This is a genomic window from Phenylobacterium sp. (assembly GCF_031984885.1).
GTDB lineage: Bacteria > Pseudomonadota > Alphaproteobacteria > Caulobacterales > Caulobacteraceae > Phenylobacterium.
This window is the reverse complement of record NZ_DAMABV010000006.1, coordinates 229497-251409: the sequence shown is the minus strand read 5'-3', so window position 1 is coordinate 251409 and position 21913 is coordinate 229497. Positions and strand designations below refer to the sequence as shown.

General features: G+C 70.2%; 17 protein-coding genes and 1 pseudogene. 9 read left to right on the top strand and 9 right to left on the bottom strand.

Annotation, left to right across the window (positions count from 1 at the left end):
* Positions 1–55 precede the first annotated feature (55 nt).
* Together RTL41_RS11570 and RTL41_RS11565 are read left to right on the top strand one after the other, a co-directional pair.
* Positions 56–1354, top strand: coding sequence for a dicarboxylate/amino acid:cation symporter (locus RTL41_RS11570; protein WP_312164495.1), 1299 nt, complete (start codon positions 56–58; stop codon positions 1352–1354).
* Positions 1355–1444: 90 nt separating this feature from the next.
* On the top strand, positions 1445–2203 hold the full coding sequence (locus RTL41_RS11565; protein ID WP_312164493.1) for a hypothetical protein: 759 nt from the start codon (positions 1445–1447) through the stop codon (positions 2201–2203).
* 75 nt (positions 2204–2278) lie between these two features.
* Here RTL41_RS11565 and ftsZ read toward each other — a convergent pair.
* A pseudogene (gene ftsZ / locus RTL41_RS11560) lies at positions 2279–3298 on the bottom strand (cell division protein FtsZ); the annotation flags it as partial.
* Positions 3299–3624: 326 nt separating this feature from the next.
* Here ftsZ and RTL41_RS11555 point away from each other — a divergent pair.
* From RTL41_RS11555 to RTL41_RS11545, 3 genes are read left to right on the top strand one after another with little or no spacing between them, the layout of a single operon-like run.
* The gene (locus tag RTL41_RS11555; RefSeq protein WP_312164492.1) at positions 3625–4533 is read left to right on the top strand and encodes a class I SAM-dependent methyltransferase; all 909 of its coding nucleotides are present in this window, start codon (positions 3625–3627) and stop codon (positions 4531–4533) included.
* Entirely contained in the window at positions 4530–5297 is a 768-nt protein-coding gene (locus RTL41_RS11550; protein ID WP_312164490.1) for a 16S rRNA pseudouridine(516) synthase, read from the top strand. Before RTL41_RS11555 ends, RTL41_RS11550 begins: the two co-directional genes overlap by 4 nt.
* Entirely contained in the window at positions 5294–6715 is a 1422-nt protein-coding gene (locus RTL41_RS11545) for a CoA transferase (RefSeq protein ID WP_312164488.1), read from the top strand. Before RTL41_RS11550 ends, RTL41_RS11545 begins: the two co-directional genes overlap by 4 nt.
* On the opposite strand, the gene RTL41_RS11540 is transcribed toward RTL41_RS11545, so the two are convergent.
* Positions 6712–8145 carry an MFS transporter gene (locus tag RTL41_RS11540; RefSeq protein WP_312164486.1) on the bottom strand — a complete coding sequence of 478 codons (1434 nt, stop codon included), beginning with the start codon at positions 8143–8145 and terminating at the stop codon, positions 6712–6714. The two genes, RTL41_RS11545 and RTL41_RS11540, sit on opposite strands and share 4 nt — an antisense overlap.
* Positions 8146–8233: 88 nt before the next feature.
* On the opposite strand from RTL41_RS11540, the gene RTL41_RS11535 reads away from it, so the two are divergent.
* Positions 8234–8467, top strand: a complete 234-nt coding sequence (locus tag RTL41_RS11535) for a sulfurtransferase TusA family protein (protein ID WP_312164484.1) — start codon at positions 8234–8236, stop codon at positions 8465–8467.
* On the opposite strand, the gene RTL41_RS11530 is transcribed toward RTL41_RS11535, so the two are convergent.
* Positions 8439–9422 carry a YihY/virulence factor BrkB family protein gene (locus tag RTL41_RS11530; RefSeq protein ID WP_312164482.1) on the bottom strand — a complete coding sequence of 328 codons (984 nt, stop codon included), beginning with the start codon at positions 9420–9422 and terminating at the stop codon, positions 8439–8441. The genes RTL41_RS11535 and RTL41_RS11530 overlap by 29 nt on opposite strands.
* A 278-nt stretch (positions 9423–9700) precedes the next feature.
* On the opposite strand from RTL41_RS11530, the gene RTL41_RS11525 reads away from it, so the two are divergent.
* The gene (locus RTL41_RS11525) at positions 9701–10780 is read left to right on the top strand and encodes a substrate-binding domain-containing protein (protein WP_409418327.1); all 1080 of its coding nucleotides are present in this window, start codon (positions 9701–9703) and stop codon (positions 10778–10780) included.
* Between the two features lie 62 nt (positions 10781–10842).
* Here the strand turns inward: RTL41_RS11525 and RTL41_RS11520 are convergent, their stop codons facing one another.
* Both RTL41_RS11520 and RTL41_RS11515 read right to left on the bottom strand, forming a co-directional pair.
* A complete protein-coding gene (locus RTL41_RS11520; protein ID WP_312164480.1) occupies positions 10843–11976 on the bottom strand; it encodes a CaiB/BaiF CoA-transferase family protein in 1134 nt (377 codons plus the stop codon).
* 62 nt (positions 11977–12038) lie between these two features.
* Positions 12039–12815, bottom strand: coding sequence for an SDR family NAD(P)-dependent oxidoreductase (locus tag RTL41_RS11515; RefSeq protein WP_312164478.1), 777 nt, complete (start codon positions 12813–12815; stop codon positions 12039–12041).
* Positions 12816–12949: 134 nt separating this feature from the next.
* Between RTL41_RS11515 and RTL41_RS11510 the strand changes: the two genes are divergently transcribed.
* On the top strand, positions 12950–14278 hold the full coding sequence (locus tag RTL41_RS11510) for a diguanylate cyclase domain-containing protein (RefSeq protein ID WP_312164476.1): 1329 nt from the start codon (positions 12950–12952) through the stop codon (positions 14276–14278).
* Between the two features lie 44 nt (positions 14279–14322).
* Here the strand turns inward: RTL41_RS11510 and mfd are convergent, their stop codons facing one another.
* The 3 genes from mfd to RTL41_RS11495 form a co-directional block, all read right to left on the bottom strand.
* Complete coding sequence (mfd, locus tag RTL41_RS11505) at positions 14323–17811, bottom strand: transcription-repair coupling factor (protein ID WP_312164475.1); 3489 nt, start codon at positions 17809–17811, stop codon at positions 14323–14325.
* Positions 17801–18091, bottom strand: coding sequence for a succinate dehydrogenase assembly factor 2 (locus RTL41_RS11500; protein ID WP_312164473.1), 291 nt, complete (start codon positions 18089–18091; stop codon positions 17801–17803). Before RTL41_RS11500 ends, mfd begins: the two co-directional genes overlap by 11 nt.
* 61 nt (positions 18092–18152) lie before the next feature.
* Positions 18153–18743, bottom strand: a complete 591-nt coding sequence (locus tag RTL41_RS11495) for a hypothetical protein (protein WP_312164471.1) — start codon at positions 18741–18743, stop codon at positions 18153–18155.
* A gap of 77 nt (positions 18744–18820) precedes the next feature.
* On the opposite strand from RTL41_RS11495, the gene recG reads away from it, so the two are divergent.
* Positions 18821–20896, top strand: coding sequence for an ATP-dependent DNA helicase RecG (gene recG, locus RTL41_RS11490; RefSeq protein ID WP_312164470.1), 2076 nt, complete (start codon positions 18821–18823; stop codon positions 20894–20896).
* Here the strand turns inward: recG and RTL41_RS11485 are convergent.
* Complete coding sequence (locus RTL41_RS11485; protein ID WP_312164468.1) at positions 20893–21888, bottom strand: NADP-dependent oxidoreductase; 996 nt, start codon at positions 21886–21888, stop codon at positions 20893–20895. The two genes, recG and RTL41_RS11485, sit on opposite strands and share 4 nt — an antisense overlap.
* Between the last annotated feature and the right edge of the window lie 25 nt (positions 21889–21913).

Sequence of the window (21913 nt, the reverse complement as noted above, 5' to 3'; positions counted from 1 at the left end):
TTCGTGCGCCTATCGTCAGTCAGTCCTTCCCCGCGCCGCAATCTGAGGAATCAGTATGGCGACTGACCAAGACGCCGCGCCCGAAGCCGCCAAGGGCCACGGCCCGCTCCGACGCTACTGGTTCGACGTGGCGCTGTGGAAGCGGATCCTGCTGGCCCTGGTTCTCGGGACCGCCGTGGGACTGGCGCTGGGCGAGGCCGCCGTCCAGATCAAGTGGATGGGCGACGTCTTCATCCGGCTGATCCGGATGATCGTGGCGCCCCTGGTCTTCTTCTCGATCGTGTCGGGGATTTCCGCCATGGGCGATCCCCGGCGGCTGGGATCGATCGGCATCAAGACCCTGGTCATCTATCTGACCCTGACCGTCTTCGCGGTGACCGTCGGCCTGACCATGGGGACGATCTTCCAGCCCGGCGTCGGCATGGACCTGTCGGGCGCCACGCCCCAGGCGGTGACCAAGGCGCCGCCGAGCCTCGGCCAGCACCTGATCGGCATCATCCCGACCAATCCGATCGCGGCGCTGGCCGAAGGCAACATCCAGTCGGTGATCTTCTTCGGCATCCTGGTCGGCCTGGGCATCCTGGCCATCGCGCCGAGGGGCGAGCCGGTGGCCCGGATCTTCCAGATCGGCGCCGACATCATGCTGCAGATCGTGCGGTTCATCATGGAGGTCGCGCCGTTCGGGGTCTTCGCCCTGGTCGCCTGGGTGATGGGAACGTCCGGGCCCGGCGCCTTCCTGCATGTCATGAAGCTGGCCCTGGCCCTGGTCCTCGGCTGCGCCGTCCAGACCCTGGTGGTCCATGGCGGGCTGGTGCGTTTCTTCGCGCGGATGCCGGTCCTGCCCTTCTTCCGCGACATCACCGATGCGGTGACGATCGCCTTCTCGACCTCGTCGAGCGCCGCGACCCTGCCGGTGGCCATGCGCGTCGCCGAGAAGAACCTCGGCGTCAGTCACGCCGTCACGTCGACCGCCCTGCCCCTGGGCGTCACGCTCAGCATGGACGGCACCGCCCTCTATGTCGCCTTGCTCGCGATGCTGTCGGCGCAGGCGTTCGGGGTCGAACTGGACTTCTCGCAGTACGTGATGCTGGCGCTGGCTACGACGGTGGTGGCGCTGGGGACCGCGCCCGTGCCCTCGGCCTCGCTGTTCATGCTGGCGGCGGTGCTGCAGGTGATCGGCCTGGGCGCCGAGCAGACCGCCCTGGTGGTGGGCTTCGTCCTGCCGTTCGACCGGCTGCTGGACATGACCCGCACGATCACGAACGCGACCAGCGACCTCTCCACCGCCGTCACCGTCGCCAAGTGGGAAGGCGAACTGGACGAAGAGGTCTATCGGAGGAAGCCCGTCGAATAGGTTGTTCGCGCAGCGCCCCTAGGGTCTTCCCCCGACAGCATTGATCGTCGCGATCGCCCAGTCTCCCTGTCGCCATCCAGGAGACACTTCATGCGCACGATCGGGGTTTTCACGTTGCTGCTGGCGTCCGCCATGTTCCCGCTGGCTGCGCAGGCCGAGGACGACTGGAGCATCTCGGTGACGCCCTACCTCTGGGTCGCGTTCCCGCAGGGCGACGTCACCGCCGAGTCCGGGCGCACCCCAGGAGGGGGTCTCGATCCCGACATCCACGTGAACTTCGACGACATCGGCCTGTCCGGCGCGTTCACCGGCGCCGTCGACGTGCGCTACGGCCGGTTCGGGGTGCTGGGCGACCTGACCTACTACGAGATCGAGGCCGACAAGAACATCACCGCCGGGCCGCTGCCCGCCATCGACGGCGAGGTGAAGATCTCCGGCACGAAGGGCCTCATCGTCGCCTACTGGCGGGCCTACGAGACCGAGACGGCGTATGTCGACCTGCTGGGCGGCGCGCACTACCTCGGGATCGACACCGACGTCTCGGTCCGCACCGCCAACCGCGGCGTTTCCTTCGGCACGGAGGAGGATCTCTGGGACCCGGTCGTCGGGGTGCGCGGCAAGACCCGGCTCAGCGAACACTTCGGCCTGACCGGCATCGCCACCTATGGCGGGTTCGGGGTTTCCTCCGACTACCTCTACGAGCTGCAGGGCTACCTGTCCTACCGCTTCAACGACACGATCACCGCCCAGGCCGGCTACCGCTACTACTCGACCAAGTGGGAGGGCGACCGGCTGATCTACGACGCCTCGTTCAGCGGGCCGCTGGTCGGCCTGACGTTCACGTTCTGAGCCGCGCCCGGCCGCCCCGCCGCGTCACCAGAAGCGGCGCGGCGTTGACGACGAAGCGCCATCCGCTGCGAGCGACGCCGCCGGCGTCGCCGGGGCCTGCGCCTGTTCGGCCCCGCCGTTCAGCGAGTTCATGCCGGTGGCCACCACGGAAACCCGCAGCTTGCCCTCCAGCGACGGATCGAAGGCGGCGCCGAAGATGATGTTGCCGTCCGGATCGACCTGATCGGAGATGACGTTGGCGGCCTCGTCGACCTCCAGCAGGGTCATGTCCGTCCCGCCGGTGACGTTGATCAGCACCGCCTTGGCGCCGGCTAGCGAGGTTTCGTCCAGCAGCGGGTTCTGGATGGCGTTCTGGGCGGCGACGGCCGCGCGGTCGGCGCCGGTGGCCTCGCCCGTGCCCATCATCGCCGCGCCCATGCCGCCCATGACGCTGAGGACGTCGGCGAAGTCGAGGTTGATCAGGCCCGGCAGCACCATCAGGTCGGTGATCGAGCGCACGCCCGAATGCAGCACCTGGTCGGCCATGCCGAAGGCCTCGGCGAAGGTGGTCTGCTCGGTGGCCACCCGGAACAGGTTCTGGTTGGGCACGATGATCGAGGTGTCGACGTACTGCTGCAGTTCCTGCAGGCCCGCTTCCGCCAGGCGCATGCGGTGGCGGCCCTCGAAGCGGAACGGCTTGGAGACCACCCCGACGGTCAGGATGCCGCGCTCACGGGCGCAGCGGGCGACGAACGGCGCAGCCCCGGTGCCGGTGCCGCCGCCCATGCCGGCGGTGATGAACACCATGTCCGCGCCGTCCAGGTAGCGGATGATGTCCTCGGCCGACTCCTCGGCGGCGCTGAGGCCGGCATTGGGATTGGCGCCGGCGCCGAGCCCCTGGGTGACCCGCACGCCAAGCTGGATCCGCTGGCTGGCCAGCGACAGCGATAGCTGCTGGGCGTCGGTGTTGGCCACCACGAAGTCGACGCCCTCCAGCCCCGACTCGATCATGTTGTTGACCGCGTTGACGCCCGCGCCGCCCACACCGAACACGACGATCCGGGGCTTCAGTTGGGTGACCGCCGGGCGCGTTCCGTTGGGGGGTGACACTGACATGCTCGCAAAACTCCTCGTACGTCCCTGCCGTGACCGCCGGCGATTCCACAACCAAGCGCGGACCAGTTCCACAGGAATGTGGTGCAAACCGGACTCGACCGTCCAGGCACGGGGTCACGACTTGGCCCATTGCGGCGTAAACAGCAAGCGGCGGCGGGTTTTAGGCCGCAGTCCCGTCGATCTGCGCGCCGGGCGCGACAACGGCTGTCGAATGTATCTTAGCCATGCCAAGAGGGGTGGACCCGTCGCGACGCGCCGCCAACTCAACTTCGGTGTCCGATTGCGACGGGTTAGAGATGCGCCCTTAGGATTCGCCGCCCCGGACCATGCCCTTGCTCGCCGCCGTCTATGGAAACCCGCCGCCTGACGTCATCGAGACGCCCAGGGGCGCGCGCCAGCTCTCGCCGCTGATCCCGGGGTCCGACGACATCGCCTCGCTGGACGACGCCTCGCTGGACGAGATCGCCCTGCTGGTTCCCGGCGGCGCCATCGAGGCGCGATACCTGCTGGCCCAGGCCCTGCGGGCGCTCAAGCCCGGCGGGCTCCTGACGGCGGCCGCGCCGAAGGATCGCGGCGGCCTGCGCTTGAAAAAGACCTTGCAAGGCTTCGGCTGCGACGTCGCCGAGACCTCGCGCCGGCATCATCGGATCTGCGAGCTCGAACGGCCCCAGGCCGCGCTCAACCTGGCCGGCGCGCTGGACGACGGCGCGCCGCGCATCCTGCCGCTCGGCCTGTGGTCGCAGCCAGGCGTATTCAGCTGGGATCGCCTGGACCCGGGCAGCGAGCTGCTGCTGCGCAACCTGCCCCCGCTGGCGGGTCACGGCGCCGACTTCGGATGCGGGATCGGCTGGCTGTCGCGCGCGGTGCTGACCTCGCCCGACGTGCAGACCCTGAAGCTGATCGAGCTTGATCGACGCGCCCTCGACTGTGCGCGCCACAATATCGTCGATCCGCGCGCCAGCTTCGAATGGGCCGACGTGCGCAACGCCGCCAAGGCGCTGTCGGGCCTGGATTTCGTGGTCATGAACCCGCCCTTCCACGACGGCGGCCAGGAAGACCGCATGTTGGGCCAGGCGTTCATCCGCGCGGCGGCGGGGGTGCTCCGGACGGGCGGACGCCTGTGGCTGACCGCCAACCGCCACCTGCCCTACGAAGCGGCGCTGGCCGAGGCGTTCAAGACCGTCGTCCCGGTGGCCGACAGCGGCGGCTACAAGATCTACGAGGCCCGACGATGAGCAAGGTCCCGACCATGCGGCTCGACCGCCTGCTCTCCAACCTGGGCTATGGCAGCCGCAAGGAGATGCACGGACTGGTCGCCGCGCGGGAGATCGTGCTGGACGGCGTGGCGCTGACCGACGCCGGCGCGCGGATCGCGATCGGTGCGGACCTGCCGCAGCGGATGCGGGTGATGGGCCAGCCGGTCGATCCGCCGCCGCCCCTGGTGGTGATGATGCACAAGCCGCTGGGCGTGGTCTGCTCCCACAAGGAATATGGCGACCGCATCTACGACCTGCTGCCGCCGCGCTGGCGGGTGCGGGACCCGGCGCTTTCCAGCGTCGGGCGCCTGGACAAGGAGACCTCCGGCCTGCTGCTGATCACCGACAACGGCGACTTCCTGCATCGGGTGATCTCGCCGCGGCGTCACGTTCAGAAGAGCTACGTCGCCGACCTCGACCGGCCGCTGGAGGGGCACGAAGGCGAGATTTTCGCCGCCGGCGCGCTGATGCTGGAGGGCGAGGAAAAGCCGCTGCTGCCGGCGGTGCTGGAGCCGCTCGGCGAACGCAAGGCCCGGCTGCTGATCGAGGAAGGCCGCTATCATCAGGTCCGCCGCATGTTCGCGGCGGTCGGCAACCACGTGACCGCCCTGCACCGCGACCGGATCGGGGGGCTTTCCCTGCCCGACGACCTCGAGGCCGGCGACTACCGCGTCCTGCCCGCGGCCACGGCCGAGCAGGTGTTCGCAGTCACCGCGACGGAAGCCGCCGGAGGCCCCCGATGACCCCGGCCGACCAGGCGTTCGACCAACTGATGCGGCTGGCGGGACGGCCGCGCCCCGACTTCGTCCGCATCGCCGACGAGCCGCCGGCGCTGAACACCCGGTTCCACGCCGAGGCCGCCGCGGCGGCGGCGCTGGCTGCGGTGGGGACCCTGGCCGCCGAGCTCTGGACGATGCGCTCGGGCCAGGCCCAGGAGGTCGCGGTGTCGCCGCGCGAGGCCGGCGCGGCGCTGCTGAGCTTCGCCTTGCAGGTGTTCGAGGACTCGTCCCGCGCGCCGCCGCTGCGCCCCGACGACGCCGGAGGCGGCGGGCGCGGCACGCCCGCCATGGGGTTCTTCGAGACCAAGGACCGCCGGCACGTCTTCCTGCACCCTAGCTTTCCGAGCAGCGCCGCCAAGCTGCACAGGCTGCTCGGCTCGCCCGCCGACACCGCCGCCGTCGCGGCGGCCGCGATGACCTGGACGGCGATGGATCTGGAGAACGCGATCGCCGAGGCCGGCGTCTGCGGGGCGATGGTCCGCACCGCCGAGGAGTGGGACCAGTCCGAGCAAGGGCGCATCCTGGCCGCGCGCCCGCTCGTGGAGGTCGTGAAGATCGCCGAAGGCCCGCCCATGCCCTTGCCGGCGGCGGGGGACGCGCCGCTCTCCGGCCTGCGCGTGCTCGACCTGACGCGGGTCCTCGCGGGGCCCACCTGCGGACGCACCCTGGCCCAGCACGGCGCCGACGTGCTCTACATCGCCTCGCCCAACCTCCCGGCGACGGAGTTCTTCATCAGCGACGTGGGCCACGGCAAGCTGTCGGCCTGGCTCGACCTGCCCGCGGAGCTGGCGCGCCTGAAGGAGCTGGTCGCCGAAGCCGACGTGTTCAGCCAGGGCTACCGGCTCGGCTCGCTGGAACGCATGGGGCTGGGGCCGCTGGACCTGGCCCGGCTGCGTCCCGGCATCGTCTACACCTCGATCAACGCCTACGGGCACGAAGGGCCCTGGTCGGGCCGCCCGGGCTGGGAGCAGCTCGCCCAGACCGTGACCGGCATGGCCGACATCCATGGCGCGGCGTTCGGCGGCGCGGGCCCACGGCTGCAACCGGCGGCGGTCGCGGACTACACGACCGGCTTCCTGGCCGCCTTCGGAACCATGGTGGCGCTGCAGCGGCGCGCGCTGTACGGCGGCAGCTACATGGTGCGCGTCTCGCTGGCCCAGACGGCGATGTGGCTCCGCGCGCTCGGCCTGAGGCCGGTGGAGGCGCTGGCCGCCACGCAGCCGGCCTCCCCCGCCGAGATCGACGGCTGGCGCATGGACTCGCCCTCGGGCTTCGGCCCGGTCCGGCATCTGCGGCCTCCGGTGCAGATGTCCCTCACCCCGGCGCGATGGACCAGGCCGACCACTCCGCTCGGCGCCCATCCCGCCGCCTGGCCCGCCTAGGGCGCGTCGTCCATCATCGACAGCGGCCGGGCCACCTCCTCCAGGGGCTTGCGCTCGGCCGCCACGCCCAGGAACAGCTCGACGACCGCGGCGACCAGCATCAGCCCCCCGCCCAGCAGATAGCCCCAGAGGATCTGGCTGCGCGCGCCGGTGTCGATCAGCGCCCCGAACAGGGCCGGCCCGCCGACCCCGCCCAGCAGCGTCCCGAATGCGTAGAACAGCGAGATCGTCACCGCCCGGGTCTCCAGGGGAAAGCTCTCGCCGACCGTCAGATAGGCGGCGCTGGCCCCGGCCGATGCGAAGAAGAAGATCACCGTCCAGGCGGCGGTCTGCGAGGCCGCGGTCAGGAGGCCCTCCGAGAACATCCAGCCCGTCACGCAGAGCAGCACCCCGGCGACGCCATAGGTCAGGGCGATCATCGGCTTGCGGCCGATGCTGTCGAAGAAGTGGCCCAGCAGCAGCGGGCCTAGGAAATTCCCCGCTGCGAACGGCAGGATGAACCAGCCGATGGCCGAGGCCGGCACCGCGTAGAACTTCGTGAGGATCAGGGCGTAGGTGAAGAAGATCGCGTTGTAGCAGAAGGCCTGCGTCGCCATCAGCACCAGGCCCAGCACCGTCCGCCGCGGATGGTGGACGATCAGCGACCGGGCGATGTCGAACCACGAGGTCTTCATCGGGCGCAGGCGCAGCCGGGGAAGCTCATCCATAGGTCCGAGCGGGCGACCGGAGGCTCGCTCGACGCTGGCCTCGATGGCGGCCACGACCGCCACCGCCTGCTCGGGGTGGCCGTGGGTCATCAGCCAGCGCGGGCTCTCGGGAATGAACCGGCGGACATAGATGACGATCAGGGCCAGCAGGCCGCCGATGATGAAGGCCAGGCGCCAGCCCCAGGCCTGGTCGACGAGGTTCGGGTCCAGGACGATCAGCGAGCCGGCGGCGCCCAGCGCCGCGCCGACCCAGAAGCTGCCGTTGATGGCCAGGTCGGTATAGCCGCGCCGCCGGGCCGGGATCAGCTCCTGGATCGCCGAGTTGACCGCGCCGTACTCCCCGCCGATCCCCGCTCCGGTCAGGAACCGGAACAGCACGAACGACCAGAAGTCCCAGGCGAAGCCCGTGGCGATGGTGGCGACCAGATAGACCCCGACCGTGATGGTGAAGAGCCGTCGGCGGCCGAAGCTGTCGGTGAGCCGCCCGAACACCAGCGCGCCCAGCACCGCGCCCAGGATATAGGCGCTGCCGGAAAGCCCGATCTGGGTGGTGGAGAGGCCCAGCCCCTCCGAGATCGCCGGCGACAGCGAGCCGACCAGGGTCACCTCCAGGCCGTCCAGGATCCAGGTGATCCCCAGCGCCGTCACCACCAGCCAGTGGAAACGGCTCCAGGGCAGCCGGTCCAGCCGGGCCGGAACATTGGTTGTGAAGCTGCCGCTCATGCGCCCTCCCCCATTGCCTTGCATAAGTGAGCCACAACGCAACGGCGACGCTTGGGTTCAGGACAATCTGCCTGTATGGCCCCACAAGATGTTTACTGCCGAGATCACCGTCGACGCGCGCGGCCATCGCTGCCCGGTGCCGACCCTGCGCCTGCGACGGGCCCTGGAGGACGCGCCTGCGGGCGCGCGCGTGCGGCTGCTCGCCGATGATCCGCTGGCGAGGATCGACGTCCCGCACTTCGCGGCCGGCGGCGGTTTCGTGGTCGTGGAGAGCGCCGAGACCGACGGCGTGCTCAGTTTTCTGGTCGCGCGGCCAGGCTAGGGTCGACCGCCTGCGCCAGGGCCTTTTGCCGGCGCCGCTCGCCCAGGACGATCTCGATCTCTGTGGCGAACGCCCCGCCGAAGAAGACGGCGTTCACGCTCCAGGACAGCCAGATCAGGAAGACCACGACCGCGGCGACGGAGCCGTAGGTCGCGCCCAGATGGGCGATCTGCTCGACATAGAAGGCGCTGGCCCACGACACCAGCAGGCAGAGGATCGCCGCCGACACCCCGCCCAGGATCGACGGAAGCCAGGCCACCGCCCGGCTGGACATGGCGAAGCGATAGATCATGGTCATCGCCATCGTCAGGCCGAAGCTGACCCAGGTCCATTCGCTGTAGAGCCAGGACACCCCCGCCAGCGGCCGGAGCCCGAACGCGGCGGCGACGAAGCGGAAGTAGAAGAACACCGCCGAGAGCGAGGCCAGCATCACGAAGGCCGCGATCAGCACCACCAGGGCCAGCAGGTTGAAACCCAGGAAGCCGCGCGGCGCCTCCTCGTCGTGGATGAACGACAGGCCCGCCAGCAGCGCCTTGAAGCCGCGATGGGCCGCGTAGCCGCCGACCACCAGGGCCACGCCGCTCTGCGCCGAGACGGAGTGGAACGGCGTCTGCGCCAGCCGCTCCAGCTCTTCCTGGAAGATCGCCTGGGCGCCGGACGGCATGAGCCGGGCCAGGGCCTCGGCCTGGTGCGCCACCTCGTTCGGGTCGGCCAGCAGGCTGTAGAGGCCGATGCCGATCGCCAGCGCCGGGAACACCGCCAGCATGATGAAGAACGAGACGCCGCCCGTGTAGAGCATGACGTCGCGCCCCCAGAGGCGGCGGAGCGCGCGGCCGGTGATCAGCAGCGCCAGGCGCAGCCAATGGGAAGGATCCCAATCGACTTCACGCAGGTTCAGGATTCGTTGCCGCAGCGACATGGCGCGGAAGGTGCTGAAGCGCGCGCCCTCACGCAAGCGATGATCGAGCCGGGCCGCACGCCTACGGCGCGCCGGCCCTTGCTGGGAAACCGGCGCGCCGCCGATGGGCGTGTCATTGCCATCGAGCCGGCCGCCGCATTGAGGGACGGGAGTGAGCGACGACCGGCCAGGGACGAGACTGGTCCGCGGCGGCTGAACCCCGGCTGAACGCGGTTCGTAGAACCCGTTCAGTTTGCGCGCGTTCGTCACTCAACCTTCACATAACCGTCAAACAACAATGTTAGCGCCTCTGCGTCACCCAGCGGAGCCAGATCATGAAGACTTTCGCCTATCTCGCCGTCGCCGCCGTCGCCCTGAGCGCCTGCGGCCAGCAAGCCCCGAAGGGTGGAACCGAAAAGGCCGCCGGCCCCAGCGCCAGCGGGCGCGACCAGGTCTGGGCGGCCGGTTCCTCGACCGTCTTCCCGTTTGCGACCCGCGTCGCCGAAAACGTCGCCAAGACCACGGGCGGACGTCCGGCCAAGGTCGAGAGCCTGGGCACCGGCGGCGGCTTCAAGCTGTTCTGCAGCGGCACCGGCGCGGGCTTCCCCGACATCGCCAACGCCTCGCGCCCGATCAAGAAGTCCGAGTTCGAGCAGTGCGCGGCCAACGGCGTCACCGACATCATCGAGGTCAAGATCGGCTATGACGGCATCGTCATCGCCAACGCCAAGAACGGCCCGACCTACAACTTCAAGATCGACCAGGTCTATCGCGGCCTGGCGGCCGAGCTCCCCTCGCCCAGCGGCTTCGCCAAGAACGCCGCCAAGAACTGGAAGGACGTCGACGCCTCGCTGCCGTCGCAGGCGATCCTGGTCTACGGCCCGCCGCCGACCTCGGGCACCCGCGACGCCTTCGTCGAGCTGGGCCTGGAAAAGGGCGCGCGGAAGATCCCGACCCTCGAGACCCTGCGCGAGAAGGACGAGGACGGCTTCAAGGCCAAGGCCCACACGATCCGCGGCGACGGCGCCTGGGTCGACGCCGGCGAGAACGACAACGCCATCGTCCAGACCCTGACCAAGACCCCCAACGCCCTGGGCGTGTTCGGCTACTCGTTCCTCGAGAACAACATGGACACCGTCAAGGCGGCGACCGTGGACGGCGTGGCCCCGACCTTCGAGACCATCTCGAACGGCTCCTACCCGGTGTCGCGCTCGCTCTACATCTACGTGAAGAAGGCGAACATCGGCGTCATCCCGGGCCTGCGGGAATATGTGAACGCGTTCGTGTCGGACGCCGCCACCGGCAAGGGCGGCTACCTGCAACAGCGCGGCCTGATCCCGCTCGGCGCCGAAGACCACGCCGCCCAGAAGACCGCGGCCAGCGACCTGAAGACCATCAGCGCGCCCGAGAAGTAGGCCGCGCTCCCCACACGTGGCGAAACGGAGGCCCCGAGGCGACGCGCTTCGGGGCCTTTGTCCTATCCGGCCAGGGCCCCGGCGGCCTTGAGCTCGTCGATCTGCTGCGCCGAGAAGCCCCAGTCGCCGAGCGCCTCGCGATCGTGCGCCCCGATCGCCGGCGGCGGCCCCTGGATCGCCCCCGGGGTCACCGAGAACCGCGGCGCGGGCGCGGGCTGCACCACCCCGCCGAGCTCCACGAAGGTCTCCCGCGCGACGTTGTGCGGATGCCTGGGGGCCACGTCCAGGTCCAGCACCGGGGCGAAGCAGACGTCGGTGGCGTCCATGATCTCGCACCATTCGGCCTGGGTCTTCTGGGCGATCACATGGGCCAGTTTCTCGCGCAGGCCGTTCCAGGCGCCGCGATCCATCTGGGCGGCGAACGCCGGGTCGTTGATGCCGGTCTTCTCCAGCAGCAGGGCGTAGAATTGCGGTTCGATCGAGCCGATGGAGATCCACTTGCCGTCGGCGCACTGGTAGGTGTCGTAGAAGTGCGCGCCGCCGTCGAGCAGGTTGGCGCGGCGCTCCTCCTTCCACATCCCGCTGGCCTTGAAGCCGTAGAACATCGACATCAGCGAGGCCGCGCCGTCGCTCATGGCGCAGTCGATCACCTGCCCCCGGCCGGTTTCCCGCGCGCTCAGCACCCCCGCCAGCAGCCCGAACGCCAGATAGAGCGCGCCGCCCCCGAAGTCGCCCACCAGGTTGAGCGGCGGAACCGGCTTCTCGCCCGTGCCGATGGCGTGCAACGCCCCGGTGATGGCGATGTAGTTCATGTCGTGGCCGGCGGCGTTGGCATAGGGGCCGAACTGCCCCCAACCGGTCATCCGGCCATAGACCAGCTTCGGATTGCGCTTCAGGGCGACGTCCGGCCCCAGGCCCAGGCGCTCCATCACCCCGGGGCGGAAGCCCTCGAACACCGCATCGGCGCTCTCCATCAGCTTCAGGCAGGTCTCGATGGAGGCGGGGTTCTTCAGGTCCAGGCCGATGGAGCGGCGGCCGCGGCTGGTGATGTCGGCCGCCGAGGCGCGGCCGTGCCCCTTGCGGTCGATCCGCACCACGTCCGCGCCCAGGTCCGACAGCAGCATGCCGCAGAACGGGCCTGGCCCGATCCCGGCGAACTCCACGACCTTCAGGCCTGAAAGCGGTCCCTGACCCATACGATGTCTCCCTGTCTCTTGGTCCCAGCCTAGAGGCTATGACGCGCCGTCAGCCAACGGGTTCAGCCGCCGCCGGGCAAGGATTGGCCGTCGTCGATGGTGATCACCGCGCCGGTGACGGCCCGCGCCGCCGGGCCGCACAGCATCATCAGGGCCGCGTCGAGGTCGCCCGCCTCCATCAGCCGCCGCCGCGGAAAGCCCTTCATCTGCTTCTGGCCGCCCTCGGTCTTGAACCATCCCGCATTGATGTCGGTCTCGATATAGCCCGGGCAGATGGCGTTCACCGCGATCCCCCGGCGGGCCCATTCCCGCGCCAGGCTGCGGGTCAGCATGGCGACCGAGGCCTTGGACGCGCAGTAGGCCGACAGCCCCGGCAGCACCGTATGGGAGGCGATCGAGGCGATGTTGACGATCCGCGCGTCGCCGCGCTCGGCCGTTCCCGACGCGATCATCCGCCTGGCGGCCTGCTGGGCGGCGAAGAACACGCCGCGGACATTGACGTCGAAGGTGCGGTCCCAGTCCTCGATGGCGAGGTCGAGAGCCAGCCCCTCGCCGCCGACGCCGGCGTTGTTGACCAGGATCGAGATCGGTCCGAGGGCGGTCTCCACCTCGTCGAAGGCCGGACCGATGGAGGCGGCGTCGGCGACGTCCAGCTTCAGCGCCATCGCCTGGCGCCCCTCGCCCGCGATCGCGCCGGCGTGGTTTTCGACCAGATCCAGTCGCCGCGCCGTCAGGGCGACCGACGCGCCGGCCCGGGCCAGGACATGGGCGAAGTGCGCGCCAAGTCCGCCGGACGCCCCGGTGATCACCGCCACCTGGCCCTTCAGGGTCTGTTCCATCCCGATCCGTCCTCCACAGTCTTGCGACTCGGCGTCGCTGTGTCATTCGCCCTGCGGCTGTATAGTCGAGACGCACGTCGATTCCCGCCCAGCCTGGGCGCTGGCGTCGCGACCAAGAGCCAGGGTTTAAGCGAATGACGGCGGGCGTCCAGGCGCGAGTCTTGATCGTTGCAAGGGACGACGCCCTCGCAGGACCGCTGGCCGAAGGGCTGGACCGGCTCGGCTGGCGCACGGTGACGGCGCGCGGCCCCTATGCCGCCACGGCGGCCCTGGCCGATCTGCATGTCGAGGCGGCGATCGTCGACCTGGCCAGCGGCGGGCACGAGGCGCTGACCATGTCGCGCCGGCTGAAGGCCGCCTGCGCGCCGCGCCGGCTGCCCGTCATCGCCATCGGCGACCCCGGCCCCGAACTGGACACCTACGACTTCGACCTCACCCTGGCCGCGCCCGTGCATCCGGCGCAGATGGTGATGCGGCTGGAGACCCTGGTCCGCACCGCCGTCGCCGAGGAAGAGTTCGAGCTGCGCCTGGAGACCTTCGCCGACCGCGGCCGGCGGCTGGACATGCCCGAGCCGGACGCCTCGTCCTACCATGTGCTGGCGATCGGCGAGCCCGCGCCGCAGTTCCTGGCCCTGGCCAACGCCCTGACCCGGTCGGGAGCCGAGGTGGTCGGCGCCTTCACCGCCTATACGGCCTTCGATTACCTGCATGAGCGGCCGTTCGACGCCGTGGTGCTCTGGGCCGGCGACACCAGCCAGGAAGCCCTGTCCATCGCCGCCGGCATGCGGCGCAACACCCGCCTCTATCACACGCCTGCGCTGCTCTACATGCGCCAGGAGAGCTATGTGACGATGTCGGAGGCCTATCACCGGGGCGTCTCGGACGTGGCCTCCCCCGAAACGCCGGAGACCGAGACGGCGCGGCGCGTCCTCGAACTGGCCCGCAGCTATCGCCGCCAGACCGCCATCCGCCGCGCCCTGGAGATGGCCAGGACGTCGGGCCTGATGGACGCGGCCACCGGCCTGTTCACCCGCGACCTGTTCGCCCGCCATGTCGGCCGGCTGGCCCAGGCCTCGCGCATCCGCGGCCGCCCGCTATCGGTCTGCGTACTGAAGGTCGCCGAACGCTCCGACGTGTCGGCCGCCCGCGCCGGCGGCTGGCTGGACCGCGCCATCCCGCAGATCGGCTCGATGATCGGCCGCCTGGTGCGTGTCGAGGACACCGCCGCGCGCCTCGGCCAGGAGGTGTTCGCCCTGGCCCTGCCCGCCACCGGCAAGGCGGCCGCCCGCGCCGCCGGCGAGCGGATCGCCGCGGTCATCGGCTGCACCGCCTTCGAGGCCGGCGACGGCCAGCCGCCCTTCGTCGTCGATTTCGACATCGGCGTCGCCGAGGTCACCTCGCCCGAGAGCGTCGGCAAGGCGCTGGAGGAAGCCGCCGCGCGGGCGCACCAGAAGGCCAGCTAGAGCATTCTCCGCCGCAGCGGCGGCCGGCCTTGGCGCCAAACGCCTCAGGCCGCCAGCTTCGCCAGTTCGCTCAATATGCCCTCGGCGGCCGCGAGCCGCTGTTCGGGGGTCTCCCATTCGCCCTTCACCACGACCTTGTGGTCGGGACGGATCTTCCAGGCGACCTGGTTCTTCTGGACGAAGCCGACCAGGCCCATGGGGTTCTTGAACTCGTCGCCGCGGAAGGTGACGACCGCGCCCTTGGGACCCACGTCGATCTTGGCGACGTTGGCCTCGCGGCACAGCCCCTTGATCGCCACGACCTTCAGCAGTTGCCCGGCCTCGGGCGGCAGCGGGCCGAAGCGGTCGATCATCTCGGCGGCCAGGGCTTCGCGGTCGCCCGCCTTCTCGGCCTCGGACAGGCGGCGATAGAGCGACAGCCGGACGTTCAGGTCGGGCACGTAGTCGTCGGGGATCAGCACGGCGGCGCCGGTGTTGATCTGCGGCGACCATCCGCGGTCGGCCGCCTCGCCCTTGCCGGCCAGCTCCTTCAGCTCGTTGACCGCGTCCTCCAGCATCTGCTGGTAAAGCTCGACCCCGATCTCGCGGATGTGGCCCGACTGCTCCTCGCCCAGCAGGTTGCCGCCGCCGCGCTGGTCCAGGTCGTGGCTGGCCAGTTGGAAGCCGGCGCCCAGGCTGTCGAGCGATTGCAGCACCTTCAGGCGACGCTCGGCCGAGAGGGTGATCTGCTTTTCGGCCGGCGTGGTCAGATAGGCGTAGGCCCGCGCCTTGGCCCGGCCCACGCGGCCGCGCAACTGGTACATCTGGGCCAGGCCGAACATGTCGGCGCGGTGCAGGACCATGGTGTTGGCGGTCGGGATGTCGAGGCCGCTCTCGACGATGGTGGTCGACAGCAGCACGTCGTACTGCCCCTCGTAGAAGGCGCTCATCACCTCCTCGAGCTGGGTCGGCGCCATCTGGCCGTGACCGACGACGAACTTCACCTCGGGCACCTGCTCGCGCAGGAACCGCTGCAGGTCCGGCAGGTCGCTGATCCGCGGGGCGACGTAGTAGGCCTGGCCGCCGCGGTACTTCTCGCGCAGCAGCGCCTCGCGGATGACCACCGGGTCGAAGGGGGTGATGTAGGTCCGCACCGCCAGCCGGTCGACCGGCGGGGTGGCGATGATCGACATCTCGCGGATGCCCGACAGCGACATCTGCAAGGTCCGCGGGATCGGCGTCGCCGTCAGGGTCAGCATGTGCACGTCGGCGCGAAGCTCCTTGAGCTTCTCCTTGTGCTTGACCCCGAAGTGCTGCTCCTCGTCGACGATCACCAGGCCGAGGTTCTTGAAGCCGACCTGCTTGGAGAGCACCGCATGGGTGCCGACGATGATCTCGACCTCGCCGTTGGCCAGGGCCGTGCGGGTCTCGCTGGCCTCCTTGGCCGGGACCAGCCGCGACAGGCGGCGGACCTTCACCGGCCAGCCCTGGAAGCGCTCGGAGAAGGTCTTGTAGTGCTGGCGGGCCAGCAGGGTCGTCGGGGCGACCACGGCGACCTGCTGGCCGCTCATGGCCACCACGAAGGCGGCGCGCAGCGCGACCTCGGTCTTGCCGAAGCCGACGTCGCCGCAGATCAGCCGGTCCATCGGCTTGCCCGCGCCCAGGTCCTCCAGCACGTCGCCGATGGCGTTGAGCTGGTCCTCGGTCTCCTCGTAGGGGAAGCGGGCGCAGAACTCGTCGAACACGCCATGCGGCGGGACGATGGCGTCGGTGTCCTTGGTCGCCCGTTCGGCGGCGATGCGGATCAGGCCGATGGCCATCTCGCGCAGCCGTTCCTTGGCCTTGGCCTTGCGCGCCTGCCAGGCCGCGCCGCCCAGGCGGTCGAGCTGCACGCCCTCGCCGTCGCTGCCGTAGCGGGTCAGCAGGTCGATGTTCTCGACCGGCAGGTAGAGCTTGGCCTCGCCGCCGTACTGCAGCTCCAGGCAATCGTGCGGGGCGCCCTGGACGTCGAGGGTCTTCAGGCCCTCATAGCGCCCGATGCCATGGTCGATGTGCACGACGAGATCGCCGGGCGCCAGCGACGAGGCCTCGGCCAGGAAGTTCGAAGCCCGCCGCCGCCGGCGCGGCCGCGCCAGGCGGTCGCCGAGGATGTCGGTTTCGGAAATGACCGCCAGCTTGTCGGTCTCGAAGCCCGATTCCAGCGGCAGCACCACGCGCTGGAACACCTTCGGATCGGCCGCCCGGGCCGCGTCCCAGTAGGGCGCCAGCGTGATGTTCTTCAGGCCGTGATCGGCCAGCATCGCGCCCAGGCGGTCGGACGAGCCGTCGGACCACGAGGCGAAGAGCACGCGCTTGCCCTCCCCGACCAGGCGCCGGGCATGGTCGGCGGTCGCCTCGAAGAGGTTGACCGAGTCCTGCTGGCGCTCGGCGGTGAAGGCCCGGCCCAGCCGCGCGCCCATGTCGACGACGGTCTCGCCCTCGACCTCCTGGAAGGCCGAGAACCGGCGGGTCGGCCGCACGGCCAGGCGTTCGCGGTACTCGTCGGCGTCCATGTAGAGCCGGCTCGGCTCCAGCGGGCGGTAGTGGACCTTGCGGTCGGCCTGGGCGCGGGCGTCGTAGGCGTCCTCGATCATCGAGAGGCGCTCGTCGCGGGCCGCGTCGGCCAGGTGATCCAGGGCGATCAGGGTGTCGGACGGCAGGTAGTCCAGCAGCGTCGCCATGTCCGGGTAGAACAGCGGCAGCCAGTGCTCCATGCCCGCGCGGCGGCCGCCCTCGCTGACCGTGTCGTAGAGCGGATCGCCGCCCGGCGCGCCGAACGCCTCGACATAGCCGCGGCGGAAGCGGGAAATGGCGTCCTTGTCCAGCAACGCCTCGCTGACCGGCAGCAGCGAGATGTCCTTGAGCTGGCGGGTCGAGCGCTGGGTCTCCGGATCGAAGCCGCGGATCGATTCCAGCGTGTCGCCGAACAGGTCCAGGCGAACCGGCTCCTCGGCGTTGGGCGGGAAGACGTCGATCACCCCGCCGCGGATCGCGAACTCGCCGCGCTCCGACACGGTGGAGGCGCGCTGATAGCCGTTGATGGCGAAATAGCGTTCGAGGTCGGCGATCTCGACCACGTTGCCGACGGTGGCCGAATATGCCGCGCCCTCGACCGCCGACTTCGGCGGAACGCGCTGCAGCAGGGCCGGGACCGTGGTCACCAGCAGCGCCGGCTTCTTGGGGTCGAACCCCTTGGCCAGCCGCGCCAGGGCGGTCATCCGCTCGGCGGCGGCGCCCGCGGACGGCCCGATGCGGTCGTAGGGCAGGCAGTCCCACGAGGGGAAGCGCACGATCTCGACGTTCGAGGCGAAGAACGAGAATGCGTCGACGAACGCCGACAGGCGCGATCCGTCCCGCGCCACGAACATCGAAAGGCCGCCGCGCGCCTTGACGATGTCGGCCATGACCAGGGCGTCGAAGCCCTCCGGCGCGCCGACCAGGTCGAGCCGGCCCGGATCCTGGGCGATGCGCCGCGTCTCCGCCGCCGTCGGCGCACGGAAACCGTCAGCCGCCATGCGGCCCTCCCCGCGCCTCGTAAGCTTCGAAGCGGAACGCCTTGATCATGCCCATGATTTCGCCGTCGAACTCAGGCGGGGTCGGCGTCCGCTCGACGATCCACTCATAGAGGTCCTGGTCGGCCTGCTCCATCAGCGCCTCGAAGGCGTCGAGCTGCTCGGGCGTCAAGCTATGGGCGTATTTGTCCGCGAACGGCCCCAGGATGAGGTCCGCTTCCCGAAAGCCCCGGTGCCAGGCCCGGAACTTCAAACGCTTCAGTCGTGTGTCATCGGTGCTCATGGGAGCGGCCGATATAGGCCGCCCCACCAGCTCACGCCAGAGTGCGCTTAGCGAAAGTGGCTCAACCCCAGTCGCCGCCGCGCCAGGTGAAGGATACGTCCTTGAACGGGGTGTCGCCGACCTGCAGCGCGCCGCTGGCGACGGTCACGTCGTCCTTGCCCTTGGCGGCCTGGGATTTCTTCAGCGCCGCCGGGTCGAGCCTGGCGTCCAGCCGCACTTCGCCGAGCTTGGGATGGCTGCCCACCAGGCGGATCCGGTCGTCGGTGACGGCGTATGCGGTCGGCAGGACCTTGAGCTTCACCGAATAGACCACGTTTCCCAGGGCGTTCCTGCGGGCCGGGCTGGTGATGTCGACGAATTCGAGCATGACCGGCGCGTAGGTCTTGGTGCGCTGGCCGCTCTCCCAGTCGTTGAAACCCATCTGGCCGGCGATGTGTAGGTTGTCGAGCCGGTAGACGCCGACCTTCACCTCGCTGGTCGGCAGGTAATAGCCGAACTGGGCGTCGCCCTTCGGACGGGTCAGGCCGGTGAAGGTCGGATCGACGGGAACGGCCGGTTCGGCGACAGGGGCCTTGGCCTGCTCCGCCTGTTCGGCCGGGCTGCAGCCGGCCAGCAAGGCGACGCCGACCGCCGCCAGAAGCGCGTTACGCATATGGATTCCCCCCTTGGGTTTTGCGGAACTTCATCATGGGGGCCGCGCCCTGTCCATGGTCGCGCTATGTTCCTTGCATGCGGCCCGAGATTCTCTTTCCGCTCTACGCCCCCGTCACCTCGCTGAAGGGCGTGGGCGCGCGCGTTGCGCCCCTGCTGGAAAAGCTGGCCGGGCCGATCGTGCGCGACGTCGCCTTCCTGCGGCCGCACTCGGTGATCCGGCGCGAGCGCGCCACGGCGGCCACCGCGATCGAGGGCGCCGTGCAGATCTTCGAGGTCCAGATCGACGCCTACAAGCGCCCGCGCAGTCCCCAGCAGCCCTGGCGGGTGGAGACCTATGACGGCACGGGCGTGCTCAGCCTGGTCTTCTTCGGCAGTTTCGGCGGCCAGCTCGAGGCCAAGCATCCGCTCGGCGCCAGACGGCTGGTCAGCGGCAAGGTCGAGCGCTTCGGCCTGAACCTGCAGATCGCCCACCCGGACTATATCGTCCCGCTCGATCGCGCCGACGAGATCCCGGCGTTCGAGGCGGTCTATCCCGCCACGGCCGGCCTGCCCGCCCGCACCGTGCGCAAGTTCGCGCTGGAAGCCCTGGGCCGCGCGCCCGAGCTGCCGGAATGGCAGGACCCGGCATGGCTGGCGCGCGAACGCTTCCCGAACTGGCGCCAGGCGCTGGAGCTGATGCACGCGCCGCAGTCCGAGATCGACCTGTCGCCGCAGACCCCGCACGCCCGGCGGCTGGCCTATGACGAACTCCTGGCCCACCAACTGGCCATGGCCCAGCGAAAGGCCGACCGCCGCGCCGCGCCCGCCGCCAGCATCGCGCCCTCGGACCTGGCCGCCAAGGTCCGGAGCGACCTGCCCTACACCCTGACCGGCGCCCAGGAACGCGCGCTGGCCGACATTCGCGCCGACCTCGCCGCCGGCGAGCGGATGAGCCGCCTGATCCAGGGCGACGTCGGCTCCGGCAAGACGGTCGTGGCGATGCTGGCCATGGCGGACGTCGCCGCCTCGGGCGGCCAGAGCGCCCTGATGGCGCCGACCGAGATCCTCGCACGCCAGCATTTCGAGACGATCTGCGGCCCGCTGTCGGATCATGGGATCGCCGCGGTCCTCCTGACCGGGCGCGACAAGGGCCTGGCGCGCGCCGAGAAGCTGCGGGCCCTGGCCTCGGGCGCGGTGCAGGTCGCGGTCGGAACCCACGCCCTCTTCCAGGACGACGTCGCCTTCCAGAACCTGCAGCTCGCCGCCGTCGACGAGCAGCACCGCTTCGGCGTCGCCGAGCGCCAGCGGCTGCAGGCCAAGGGCGAGGCGGTCCACCTGATCGCCATGTCGGCGACGCCGATCCCGCGCACGCTCGAGCTGACCGTCTACGGCGACCTCGACGTCTCGCGCATCGACGAGAAGCCGCCGGGCCGCACGCCGGTCGCCACCCGCGCGGTTCCGATGAACCGCCTGCCCGAGGTCGAGGCCCGCCTGCGCGACGTCATCGCCCAGGGCGCCCAGGCGTTCTGGATCTGCCCGCTGGTCTCGGAATCCGAACTGATCGACCTCAAGGCGGCCGAGAAGCGCGCCGAGGAGCTTCGCCAGCGCATCGGGCCGGGCGTGGGCCTGGTGCACGGCAAGATGACCGGGCCGGAGAAGGACGCCGTCATGGCCGACTTCGCCGACGGCAGGATCAGCCTGCTGGTCGCCACCACGGTGGTCGAGGTCGGGGTGAACGTTCCCAACGCCACGATCATGGTCATCGAGCAGGCCGAGCGCTTCGGCCTGGCCCAGTTGCACCAGTTGCGCGGCCGGGTCGGGCGCGGCTCGCGCGAGAGCGCCTGCGTGCTGCTCTACGACCCGCCGCTGTCGGAGACCGCCCAGAAGCGGCTGGACATCCTGCGCCGCACCGACGACGGCTTCCAGATCGCCGAGACCGACCTCGAACTGCGTGGCGGCGGCGACGCCCTGGGCCTGCGCCAGTCGGGCTTCCCCGCCTACGTGTTCGCCGACCCGATCGCCCATCGCGACCTGATCGCGGCGGCCGGCGACGACGCCCGCATGATCACCGATCGCGACCCCGATCTGACCTCGCCGCGCGGACAGGCGCTGCGGGTCCTTCAGGAGCTCTTCGACTGGCGGCCGGCTTCGCCGCTGAAGGACGCCGGCTAGCTAACCTTGATCATTCGCTTGCCGCGGTTCTCGCCGGCCAGCAGGCCGACCAGGGCCGCGGGCGTGTTCTCCAGCCCCTCGATCACGTCCTCCTGCACCTTCAGCGCGCCGCTGGCCACCCAGCCCTGCAGCTCGGCCAGGGCGATGTCGCGGCGGTCGTAGAAGTCCGAGACGATGAAGCCGCGGACGTTCAGGCGCTTGGTGACGATCAGGCCCGGAACCCCGCGCGGCCCGTGCGGCGGCGCGGCGCCGTCGTACTGGGACACCGCCCCGCAGCAGGCGATGCGGCCGAAGTTGTTCATGTTGAACAGCGCCGCCTCGAAGATGTCGCCGCCGACATTGTCGAAATAGACGTCGATCCCGTCGGGACAGGCCGCCCGCAGGGCCCGGCGCACGTCGCCGGCCTTGTAGTCGACCGCCGCGTCGAAGCCTAGCTCGTCGGTGAGCCAGGCGCATTTCTCCGCGCCGCCGGCGACACCGACGACCTTGCAGCCCTTGATCTTCGCCAGTTGCCCGACGATGGACCCGACCGATCCCGCGGCGGCGGACACCACGACCGTCTCTCCGGCCTGCGGGCGGCCGCACTCCATCAGCCCGAAATAGGCCGTCAGTCCCGCCACGCCATAGACGCTGATCAGGTGCGTGACCGGCTGGAGGTCGGGCAGCGGCGATAATCCCTTCGCGGGAAGCGCCGCATAGTCCTGCCAGCCGGTGTCGGCGAAGACCAGGTCGCCCGGCTTCAGCCCGGCCGCCTTGCTCTCGATCACCTCGGCCACGGCGCCGCCCGCCATGACGTCCCCGGCCGCCAGGGCCGAGCGATAGGTCGCGCCCTGCATCCAGGCCCGGTTGGCCGCGTCGAGCGAGATATAGCGAGTGCGGACCAGCACCTCGCCCTCCCCGGCCGCCGGCGCGGGCGCGGTCTGCATGCGGAAATGCTCAGGCGTCAGCTTGCCCTGCGGCAGTTGGTCGAGAACGATCTGGCGGTTGTCCATCGCGCGGTCTCCTGCGGCGCCCGGC